This is a genomic window from Tissierella praeacuta DSM 18095 (assembly GCF_900128955.1).
Classification (GTDB): Bacteria; Bacillota; Clostridia; order Tissierellales; family Tissierellaceae; genus Tissierella; species Tissierella praeacuta.
This window is the reverse complement of sequence record NZ_FQTY01000031.1, coordinates 1-10,999: the sequence shown is the minus strand read 5'-3', so window position 1 is coordinate 10,999 and position 10,999 is coordinate 1. Positions and strand designations below refer to the sequence as shown.

Sequence of the window (10,999 nt, the reverse complement as noted above, 5' to 3'; positions counted from 1 at the left end):
AATTCGAATGATAACATGGAAAAGTTGGAAGAAGGTCAAGACGAAATTTGTTAACCTTAAGAAACTGGGAGTAGCAAGAGAAAAGGCATGGGAATGGGCAAATACAAGAAAAGGCTACTGGCATACGGCCAATAGCTGGATTCTTGCAACAACCCTAACCAATGCTAGGTTTGAAAAACAAGGTTATTTAAGTTTTCTTAAATATTACCTTGAAGTTAAAGTGTAAACTATGAAACCGCCGTATACCGAACGGTACGTACGGTGGTGAGGGAGGTCGGTAAATAAATTAATTATTTACCTCCTACCCGATTTAGAGAAAGATACTTTATAATTAAAAATAATAACATAAAGATTAAGAGAGAGTTCTATAAATATAAATCTCATTTACTTAAAGATTTAGGGAGTTTACATATTTAAGTTATATAAGTAATCCATAGAAGGTATCATAAAAAATGTATTTTATTGAAATATTAAAAAGAGTATATTTGTGCTAGAATAGAAAAGGAATAAAATACATTAGATTGAAAGGACACTGTGATGAATATTAGAGTTATTGGAGTAGGAAAGATAAAGGAAAAATATATACAAGAAGGTATCAAAGAATTTACTAAAAGATTATCAAGATATTGTTCATTAGATATAGTTGAAATTGATGACGAAAAGGCTCCTGAAAATTTATCAGAAAAAGAAATGGATATGGTGAAGAATAAAGAAGGGGATAAAATACTATCAAAGATTCCTCAAAGTTCTTTTGTTATAGCCTTAGTTATAGAAGGGAAACAACTATCTTCAGAGGATTTATCAATAAAGATGAAGGAGCTTATGATAAATGGTACAAATGATATTTCCTTTGTCATAGGAGGCTCTTTAGGACTATCAAAAGGTGTAATAAATAGAAGTAACTTTAAATTATCATTCTCAAAAATGACATTTCCACATCAATTAATGAGACTTATATTGTTGGAACAGGTATATAGAGGATGGCGAATAATGAGAGGTGAACCGTATCATAAATAGGGCAAGCTATGTGTTATAGGATAATGTTTAAGAAGTTACCATAAACTAAAATTATCAATATATATTTATTGAAATACGATAAATATATATTGACACATACAATATCAGCCTAGAGATATTTTGGAATACATAGAAGAAGATGACTAATTAAGATTCTCGTTCCCATAAGATATATTAAAGTATAATATAATACAAATTAATATTTATTTTTTATAAGGCATATAATTCTACATATTGTGTTCAACATATAGCAAACTTTTATTAATGGGGTATAATAAATATATAACATACCATTTAAGGGATAGTGATAATATGGATATTATTGAAAAGTGTAAAGATATTTTAATGAAATATGAAGACATTGTCTTCTCCTATATCTTTGGTTCATATGCTCAAAATAGTATAAGAGGAAATAGTGACATAGATATTGCTATATATTTGAAAAAAAATATGGATATAGATACATATCTTGAAATTAAAATGAATTTATCAGAAGTTCTTAAAAGGGAAGTTGATTTAGTAATATTAAATAATGCACCCCCTCTATTGAAATATGAAATATATAAAAATAATATATTACTTTTTAGTCGTGATAAAACTTTGGAAAGTAAATATAAGGTAAGAACCTTGTTTGAATATAGTGATATAAAAAGGTACCTAAACTTATCTTATGATAAAACTATAGAAAGATTGAAAAAAGAGGTGGAGTCTAATGGTTAATATTGAAGTGATTAAACAAAGGTTAAACCAACTATCAACTTCTCTAAATAAAATAGAAAGATTTAAGGAAATATCTCTAGAAGAGTTTTTAAAAGACGATATTATACAAGATGTGGTAGAATATAATTTGTTTATAGCAATAAATATGATGATTGATATAGCAACTCATATTGTGGTAGATAATAATATGGGCAGTCCAGAAACATTAGGTGAAGCATTTAACATTTTAAATAAGGAGAAATATTTAAACGATGAGGAAACGAAAGCTTATAGGAATATGGTAGGCCTTAGAAATATATTGTCTCATGAATATATAAACATAGATAAAAATATAATACATAGCATTTTAAAAAATAATTTGATTGATATAAAGAAATTTATTATTTTTGTTAATGATAATTTTATTTAAGGATTAATATATAGACATTATAAAAGCAGTAGATTTATTGTAGTTAAATCTATTGCTTTATTTATACATTTATTACTTTTTAATCTTAATTCTCATTATATTTTGATTGATAAATAAATTTTGCAAGTTAAACTGATACGATTAACCATATCACAATTAAATGAATTCTTAAAATAATAAATTTAAATGGTATAATTATAAATATAATATTTAATAACATAAGACTCTAGATTATTAAGGAGACTAATATATGAAAATAACACATGAATGTATTCACTGTCTTGCTAGACAAGCAGTAGAAATAGCTGAAGAAGCAACAAGTAATGTATCACTGCAAGAAGAAATAATAAAAAGATCTTTAAGAGAATTAGGAGAAATGGACTTTAATGAAACAGCACCTGAAGTAGCTTTTAGGATGCATCAACATGCTAAGAATATTACTTGTATAAATGATCCATATAAAAGATTGAAAGAGCAGTACAATGAAATTGCTAAGAAGATTTGTAACAGAATTATTGAGGAAAGATGGTTAGATAGGACAGAAGAACCATTCGATATGGCTTGTAGATTGGCTATTGCAGGAAATATTATAGATTTTTCAGCTGGATTAAATCTAAAACCTTCAGATATTGTTAAATCAGTTGAGGACAGTATTAAACATAATATTTTTGGTACTGGAACAACTGCTTTACAAGAAGCAGTAAAAAATGCAAATAAGATTATGTATATTGCTGATAATTCTGGTGAAATCATATTTGATAAGTTTCTATTAGAGAGACTTCCAATTGAGAAGGTTACTTATGTGGTGAAAGGAGGTCCAATAGTTAATGATGCTACTATGGATGATGCAATAAGTACAGGTATTGTTGATTTAGTAAAGGTAATTGACAATGGACATTCTGCACAAGGAACGATTTTAAGAGATTGCTCAAGCATATTTAAAGATGAATTTAGCAAAACAGACCTCGTTATAAGTAAGGGTCAAGCAAACTTTGAAACATTAAGTGATATTAAAGATAAGAATATATTTTATTTGCTGAGAGCGAAATGTAGCCCAGTTGCCTCTGCTATTGGGTGCAAGCAAATGGACTATGTTCTTACAAATTGTTAGAAGAAAGGTAAAGTAGTAAATTTAGATATTCCTATACAATGTAGGCAACGGGGGTATTTAAATGGCAGTTTTATATTTCAGCAACTACTCTACAGAGCAGTCCACTTATATTTTCTATGCTAATTGGAAATGTATATATTTTAAAACCTTCATCTTGGACATTATCTAGAAGCAATCCTAAATTATTAAGGTTTTCAATTACAAAGATTCCTCAAAGTTCTTTTGTTATAGCCTTAGTTATAGAAGGAAAACAACTATCTTCAAAGGAATTATCAATAAGGATGAAGGAGCTTATGATAAATGGTACAAATGACATTTCCACATCAATTAATGAGACTTATATTGTTGGAACAGGTATATAGAGGATGGTGAATAATGAGGGGAGAACCCTATCACAAAAGAATTAATATTCTAATCTTTGTTTAATTCTGTTAGTTTTTTGCTAATAATTTTAATATCATTTTCTATTTTTGTAATATTAACATTCTCACCTATATTTTCACTATGGAACTAATAATATTAAGTTTATTAACAAAGTTTTTAATTTCTTGAATTACAAATTTACTTTTTTTCTTTATTCTATAGCTTACCATAGCACCAACATATTCAGGACATTTAGGAAGGGACGATAAAGAAGTAATAAGAACTTTTTTAGTAAGCTTTATATTGACCAAATATCTTTTTTTGTCTGGTTTTTCTCATAATTTAACATCTATTATAGAACGTATTTTTCATCTACTGAAATATAACCTTTATATGAAGATATTAAGGACAAATAACTAAAAAGATATAAAGTAAAAAACATCAAAAAGAACAGTGAGAAAAATATTAAACCTTTAAGATGTTTGCTTAATCCTTATACCCTATCAATTTCTAGAAAAAATGACCTTGAAAAATTATTAAAACTTAGACATCATGATATTGAGCGATTTAGAAATATATCTTTTCATTTATATGTACTCACAGTATAAAGATATTGGTAGAAAAGAAGTTGTTTATGAAGCCAATAATGGTCTTGTACAGCCTTTAAGTAAGATTATAAATGGTAGTTATATAAGTTAAAAAATAAAAGGAGAAACAGGGTATTATTCTTATACCAATAAAGGCATAATAAAACTTCTTGACATAGCAGATGTAGAAATAGAAAATATGAAAACCATAATCGGTAAAGAAATAAAGAATAATAGATAACAGCAAAAAGAGGATAGTATAAAAGTAGTGGCAAAATTATTGGAACGAGATTATAAACGAAAAAGTATTTCCAAAAGAAGAGTTAGTGAAATAGTAAAGGAAATCAAGACACTTAAAAAAATAAATGTTTTTTTCATATAAAAAAGTTTAATGAAAGAACTCTTTAATATAGACATTATATCTTCCTTCAATCACTACCACTGATTTCTAAAAATATTACTTTTTGATTAATAAGAATATACTCAAGACAAGTCTTTTCAATAGGGTTCAAATGAAGTAAAAGGCTTTTTCAATTATTTATAGGGTTTTTGTAGTTTTTTGAATTGATAAATCTATATTTTAAACTAATTTTAAAGAATATTTAAGTCTACTAAATATGGTTACCCCCTACTATTTTCAGCCTATTTTTGATACAATATAATAAGAAGTATTAGAGGAGGAAATTTAATGAAAAAAAATCAACTTGTTGCCCCTGTGGTTAAATGGGTAGGGGGCAAAAGACAACTATTGCCAGAAATTGAAAAATACATTCCAAATAAAATATCGACATACTATGAGCCATTTCTGGGTGGTGGGGCAGTTTTTTTTCATTTACAACGAAAAAAGGCAGTTGTTAATGACATTAATGAAGAATTAATTAATTTATATAAAGTCATAAAAGATAATGTTGATGAACTTATCGATGATCTTCAAAAACACGAAAACACCTCAGATTATTTTTATGATATAAGAGAACTTGATCGTGATAGAGAAAAATATGACAAACTAACAGATATTGAAAAAGCATCAAGAATACATTATTTAAACAAGACTTGTTTTAATGGGCTATTTAGAGTAAATCAACAAGGAGAATTCAATGCTCCTTTTGGAAAGTATAAAAACCCCGATTTTGTTAATGCCATAACATTAAAGGCTGTTAGCAATTATTTTAATAAGGCTAATATTACTTTTAAATGTGGTGATTTTGAGGAAGCTGTTAAAGGTATAAGAAGGGGCAGTTTTGTTTATTTTGATCCACCTTATGATCCAGTTTCGGATAGTTCTAATTTTACAGGGTATGACAAAGGTGGATTTGATAGAGACGAACAAATTAGGCTTAAAAAATTATGTGATAAATTAAATGACAGAGGTGTAAAGTTTTTGCTTTCTAACTCAGCAACTAATTTCATAAAAGAACTTTATAAAGATTATAGAATAGAAATTGTTCAAGCAAAACGATCTATAAACTCAAAGGGAGATATGAGGGGAGAGGTTGATGAGGTGCTGGTGAGAAACTATGAGTAATACAAAAAATGATAAGGCTTGGAAAGAATTATTTGATAAGTATAATATTCTAAATAATATTGAAAAAAATGGCATCTTTGAAATAACCTCAAAACAGATTAACAAGTTTAGGGAAGCAAGGTTAATGACTAAGTTCGATCATAAGAAGAACTTGCCTAAAATATTTACTGAGAATCAACTGTCCATTTTGCCAATTACAAGAGGGAGCTATTTAATATCACAGTTTGATGCTTATAAAGACTTTGAAGAGATTAATTCAGATATTATAAGATTCCCATTTCCAACTCATATTGAGAGTATTGATTTTGAAAATATTACGAGTGAAGCGACTGCTTTAAACTGTGCTTATGTTTCAGGTATATTAGCTGACTTTATGGAAGATGAGGAAATCTTACCGACAGTTAGTGGTAGAATGAGTTCTAACTCTTTTAATTTTAATATTATGAACACAAGGACAAACACTAATGTGAATGTTAATGTTGTCAATTCTCAAATAGAAATAGATGGGGGTTATGAGGGGTTGGAAACATTAGCACTTATAGAAGCAAAAAACTCTATTTCAGATGATTTTTTAGTTAGACAATTATATTACCCTTATAGGTTGTGGAGCAGTAATATTAGCAAAAAGGTTAAACCTCTATTTCTAACATATTCAAATGGTATTTTTTCGTTCTATGAATATTATTTTCAAGAACCTAATAGCTATAATTCACTAATTTTATTAAAGCAGAAAAATTATAGTATTGAACAAACGGAAATTAGCTTAGAAGATATAATACAAGTTTTTCAACAAGTAAAATTGATAGAAGAGCCAGAGATACCATTTCCACAGGCTGATTACTTTAAAAGAGTTATTAACCTTTGTGAATTGCTAAATGAGAACGAATTAACACGAGAAGAGATTACAACAAATTATGACTTTGATCCAAGACAAACAAACTATTATACTGATGCTGGTAGATATTTAGGTTTGGTTCAGAAGAGAACAGAAAATAGGCAAATAATATTTTCTTTAACTGATGAAGGACAAAGACTATTTAGATTAAAATATAAGCCAAGGCAGTTAAAGTTTATTGAGTTAATTTTAAAACATAAGCCATTTAATCAAGTATTTAAAAAGTGTATAACTGATGGAGAAATGCCAAGGAAAAGGGAAATTGTAGAGATAATGAAGAATAGTAATCTGTATAATGTAAAATCGGAGGATACTTTTTATAGGAGAGCATCCTCCATTGTTGCTTGGGTCAATTGGATCCTAGATTTACAGGGTTAGATTTATAAAGGTAATATATAAAAAATAAAGGGGATGGGAAGATGGCAGGTTATTGTAAAGTATGTTTAAGACCTCTAGAAGTAGCACAATACAGTGTAGATGGGACACTAAAATCTTGTCCTAATTGTTCTACTATTAATGGGGAAGAACATATTTTTTATCATTGTGATTATTTTGGTTATACAGATCATAGAATTACAGGCAATAACCCAGATGGAATACAAAGTTGGTGCCCTCCTTGTAGGGGTAGAGGTAGTTCTATAGGTAATGGAATTAAATGTAGCACAATAAAGATAAAGTAATGTGTTAAAGACACTCATTAGGGTGTCTTTAACTATATTAACAAACAATTTTTAAAGTATATTTCATATCTATAAGGTTAATAGAATTACGGTGAACCTTATCATAAGTAATGCTAAAACCAAACTTAACACATTTAAGTGAGAAAAACTTAATTGCCTATGATTACAAGGTATAGGCAATCCATTTTCTATAATAGAAGATGAAAAAGTAATATAAATTTTAAAGCAATTTATTTATGATAAAGATATTATAATCTAATAGATTGTACTATCTACATAATAAGCTTTAATAGTAATAAAGTGTATATAGTAAAATCCAATACCATAAATAATGGTTTAATAAATTTAAATAATTTTTAGATTATTAATATTATTAATTTACAAGTGTTTTTTTAATTTAAGACTATTATCATCTTTGGCAGATACTTTGTAAATAAAAAATTTAGAATAGAAGATACTATAAAGAAACTTTTATAGTATACTTATATATAATAAGATAAAAAATATATTAGTTAATGAAGGAGGTTTAAGTATGGAATATGTATCTATGGTTTTGATAGTTATTTTGTTTACTATCTTTAGCACTAACATTAGTGAATTGCATCGTAATCAAAAAAGAATAGAATCAAAACTAGATAAAGTTATTGAGCATCTTGGATTATATGAATTGTCAATGGAACATATATCAGATGATCTTAAAAGTGAGTTAATAGGACTTGTTTCGGAGAATAAAAGAGTTAAGGCAATAAAGAAATTAAGAGATGCTACTGGGATGGGATTAAAGGAAGCAAAAGATTATGTGGATTCTTTATAAAATTGTATGAGAAAATCATACTTTAATCCAGTAACCTTTATTTATAGGTATAATATACTAAATTAATATCATAACGATATTATTATAGAATAAGGGGTAGATATAAATAAATTGGTTTGAAGGGGATGAGATATGATTTAAAATGAGTTGTAGTAATCTTAGTTATTATAACTTAAGGGGTGATTTTATGTGGTCAAGGGAAGAGATTAAGAATTATGCAAAGGATTTTTTGAGACAACATTATTGGAAAGCATTTTTAGTATGTCTTATTGTAGTTATAATTGGAAGTAGTGGCATTAAGGTTAAAGTACCTGATAGACATAATCAAAGTCAAACAATTGATATAATGCGAAATAAAATAGCCTTAGAGCCTAATAATATTGCATTTAATTTTACAGCTAGAAAGTTTGGTATATCTCCTATATTTTATATATCAAAATGGTTTATCCCAATAATAATTATTATTTCCTTAATAATTTCAATAACTATAGGTTATGCACTTGAAGTAGGTAAGAGTAGATTTTTTCTTAAAGGATTTAAGGATGAGGTGAATGTAGAAAATTTATTTTCAACTTTCAACTCTAGGGAATATTTTGGAATTGTAAAAACCCAATTTGTAAGGAATTTATATAACTTATTATGGACACTATTGTTTATAATACCAGGAATAATAAAATCTTATGAGTATATAATGGTACCATATATTTTATCTGATGAACCTAATTTATCACCTAATGAGGCTATAAGAAGAAGTATGGATATGACAGAAGGGCATAAAATGGATATATTTATATTAGATTTATCTTTCTGGGGTTGGTATATTTTGGGCTTGCTTTTCTTTGGTATAGGAGGAATTTTTGTCCATCCTTATAAAGAAGCTACCTTAGCAAGACTATATAATATTCTATCTAGTAATGATAATATTGATGAGGATATGGTATTGGAATAAATAATAAATATATATTAAATACATAAATAACCTTTAGGATAGTAATTTCTTAGAGGTTATTTATTTAAATAAAAGTAGTATAAAGGCTTAAACATATCATATTATTTCAAATTTTATAAATATGTTATAATTAAAATATCAATAAATTTCGTTAACAGGAGGGTTAATATGTTAAATTATGATTTTGTATTAAAGGAAACTAATGGAGCGGATATTTCACTAAAGGATTTTAAGGGAAAAAATGTAGTATTATATTTTTATCCAAAGGACAATACATCAGGTTGTACTACAGAAGCATTAGAATTTATGGATTTATATGATGAATTTCAAAAGCAAGATACTATTATAATGGGAATAAGTAGAGATAACTTAAAATCTCATGCTAAATTTAGGGACAAGCATAATTTACCATTTTTGCTTCTTAGTGATGAAAATGAAGAAATCCATAATTTATTTAATGTAATGAAACTTAAAAAGATGTATGGAAAGGAATATATGGGAGTTGAAAGATCCACCTTTATATTCAATAAAGAGGGAGAGTTAGTAAAGGAGTTTAGAAACGTAAAAGCAAAGGGACATGCAGAAAAAGTATTAGAATTTATAAAAAATGGAGAATAGAATGTCTTTTATATCTAGTTTGAAAAATATTATGATACCTTATAAACCTTAGCTTTAGGCTAAGGTTTATATTATATTTGTATGTAAATTATTTTGATATAATTTTTGTTGGTATTTAAGTATTATGGAAAGCAAGTATAATTAATATAATAGTGGGTTTATTTATATATAAATTACAATATACTTAATAAGACAATTGAGTTATTACTTTCATTAAATTACCTAGTATTTAAAATCATTAAAATATGCAAAATAATAAAGAATAAAAATTCATATAGATTTGGCAAAAGTCCACTAAATTCAGTGGAAAAGATATTTACTGCTGGTACAGTAGGTGGGATGATGACTAAAAATCTAGTTTAGATAGGACAAAAACAACTAATAGGTAAATAACTAGGTCGTAGTACTTCCTAAATCAAAAATAAATTAATGAAAGTAAGGAGATGAAAATCATGAATAATAAACCAAAACCAGATGATAGAAGAAATAACGTTGAAAAAATACAATTTAATATTGATAACACTATTAAAAACTACAATCTTGCAGAAGAAATGATTGCAGAAACAGATGACGAAAAGATGAAAAAAGCTTTAATGGAGAAAAACAAAAGAAGAGAAGAATCTCTAAAAGGAATGAAAGAAGAAATTAGAGATGAAGCAATAGCAAGAGAAAATAATTACAAGTAAATAAACTATAATAAAAACAAGGTATATATTGATATGCTCCCCTTGTAGTAGACAGTTTAAATAAAAAAACTGTTTACCACAAGGAGGAGTATTTTTATGGGAAGAAAAAGTAGATTTACAGCAGATGAAAAACTTAAATATATTAATATATGTATAAGAGGAGAGGATTCCATCACCCATACAGCTAAACTAGTTGGTGTTAGTAAATCAACTTTAGAAAGATGGATACGTAACTATGAATCATTAGGTATTTATGGTTTGAATAACACCTCTAAAAATACAGTTTACTCAATAGATGTTAAAAATATGGCTGTAAAGGATTATCTTGACGGAAAAGGATCTTTATCTGACATATGTAAAAAATATAGAATTAGATCACATCGTCAGTTACGAGACTGGATTTTAAAGTATAATAGTCATGAGGAACTAAAATCTTCTGGAATGGGAGGAATACCTATCATGACTAAGGGACGAAAGACAACTTACGAAGAAAGAGTCGATATAGTTAAATATTGTATAGAGCATCAAAAAAATTATGCTGAAACAGCAAAACATTTCCAGGTATCTTATCAACAGGCATATTCATGGGTAACAAAATATGAAAAGGATGGAGTTGAATCCCTTC

The 10,999-nt window shown here is 27.3% G+C and carries 15 protein-coding genes; 14 read left to right on the top strand and 1 reads right to left on the bottom strand.

Features of this window, described 5'->3' with window-relative positions; all coding sequences use genetic code 11:
* The 6 genes from BUB33_RS16205 to BUB33_RS16960 all read left to right on the top strand — a co-directional run.
* Positions 1-226 (top strand): hypothetical protein (locus tag BUB33_RS16205; RefSeq protein ID WP_479694039.1); only part of this gene is annotated, 226 nt, incomplete at its 5' end.
* Positions 227-537: 311 nt separating this feature from the next.
* On the top strand, positions 538-1,017 hold the full coding sequence (rlmH, locus tag BUB33_RS15455; RefSeq protein ID WP_072978110.1) for a 23S rRNA (pseudouridine(1915)-N(3))-methyltransferase RlmH: 480 nt from the start codon (positions 538-540) through the stop codon (positions 1,015-1,017).
* 312 nt (positions 1,018-1,329) lie between these two features.
* Positions 1,330-1,737 carry a type VII toxin-antitoxin system MntA family adenylyltransferase antitoxin gene (gene mntA / locus BUB33_RS15450; protein ID WP_072978108.1) on the top strand — a complete coding sequence of 136 codons (408 nt, stop codon included), beginning with the start codon at positions 1,330-1,332 and terminating at the stop codon, positions 1,735-1,737.
* A complete protein-coding gene (gene hepT, locus BUB33_RS15445) occupies positions 1,730-2,146 on the top strand; it encodes a type VII toxin-antitoxin system HepT family RNase toxin (RefSeq protein WP_072978106.1) in 417 nt (138 codons plus the stop codon). The genes mntA and hepT overlap by 8 nt, the downstream gene beginning before the upstream one ends.
* Positions 2,147-2,396: 250 nt before the next feature.
* Positions 2,397-3,257, top strand: coding sequence for a damage-control phosphatase ARMT1 family protein (locus BUB33_RS15440; RefSeq protein ID WP_072978104.1), 861 nt, complete (start codon positions 2,397-2,399; stop codon positions 3,255-3,257).
* Positions 3,258-3,557: 300 nt separating this feature from the next.
* Positions 3,558-3,629: a 23S rRNA (pseudouridine(1915)-N(3))-methyltransferase RlmH gene (locus BUB33_RS16960; RefSeq protein ID WP_353511585.1), complete on the top strand. Its 72-nt coding sequence runs from the start codon at positions 3,558-3,560 to the stop codon at positions 3,627-3,629.
* A gap of 119 nt (positions 3,630-3,748) precedes the next feature.
* On the opposite strand, the gene BUB33_RS16695 is transcribed toward BUB33_RS16960, so the two are convergent.
* Positions 3,749-3,931: a hypothetical protein gene (locus tag BUB33_RS16695; protein ID WP_132984396.1), complete on the bottom strand. Its 183-nt coding sequence runs from the start codon at positions 3,929-3,931 to the stop codon at positions 3,749-3,751.
* Positions 3,932-4,895: 964 nt separating this feature from the next.
* Between BUB33_RS16695 and BUB33_RS15430 the strand changes: the two genes are divergently transcribed.
* The 8 genes from BUB33_RS15430 to BUB33_RS15395 form a co-directional block, all read left to right on the top strand.
* Positions 4,896-5,732: a DNA adenine methylase gene (locus tag BUB33_RS15430; protein WP_072978102.1), complete on the top strand. Its 837-nt coding sequence runs from the start codon at positions 4,896-4,898 to the stop codon at positions 5,730-5,732.
* Positions 5,725-7,005 carry a type II restriction enzyme gene (locus tag BUB33_RS15425; RefSeq protein ID WP_072978100.1) on the top strand — a complete coding sequence of 427 codons (1,281 nt, stop codon included), beginning with the start codon at positions 5,725-5,727 and terminating at the stop codon, positions 7,003-7,005. The genes BUB33_RS15430 and BUB33_RS15425 overlap by 8 nt, the downstream gene beginning before the upstream one ends.
* 41 nt (positions 7,006-7,046) lie before the next feature.
* A complete protein-coding gene (locus BUB33_RS15420; RefSeq protein ID WP_072978098.1) occupies positions 7,047-7,307 on the top strand; it encodes a hypothetical protein in 261 nt (86 codons plus the stop codon).
* Between the two features lie 532 nt (positions 7,308-7,839).
* A complete protein-coding gene (locus BUB33_RS15415) occupies positions 7,840-8,121 on the top strand; it encodes a ribosomal protein L7/L12 (protein ID WP_072978096.1) in 282 nt (93 codons plus the stop codon).
* A 187-nt stretch (positions 8,122-8,308) separates the two neighbouring features.
* Complete coding sequence (locus tag BUB33_RS15410; protein ID WP_072978094.1) at positions 8,309-9,070, top strand: DUF975 family protein; 762 nt, start codon at positions 8,309-8,311, stop codon at positions 9,068-9,070.
* A 168-nt stretch (positions 9,071-9,238) separates the two neighbouring features.
* Positions 9,239-9,688, top strand: a complete 450-nt coding sequence (locus tag BUB33_RS15405) for a peroxiredoxin (protein ID WP_072978092.1) — start codon at positions 9,239-9,241, stop codon at positions 9,686-9,688.
* A gap of 452 nt (positions 9,689-10,140) precedes the next feature.
* The gene (gene tlp, locus BUB33_RS15400) at positions 10,141-10,374 is read left to right on the top strand and encodes a small acid-soluble spore protein Tlp (protein ID WP_072978089.1); all 234 of its coding nucleotides are present in this window, start codon (positions 10,141-10,143) and stop codon (positions 10,372-10,374) included.
* Positions 10,375-10,470: 96 nt separating this feature from the next.
* Positions 10,471-10,999, top strand: a 529-nt coding sequence (locus BUB33_RS15395; RefSeq protein WP_072978087.1) for a helix-turn-helix domain-containing protein, incomplete at its 3' end; no start/stop codon positions are given.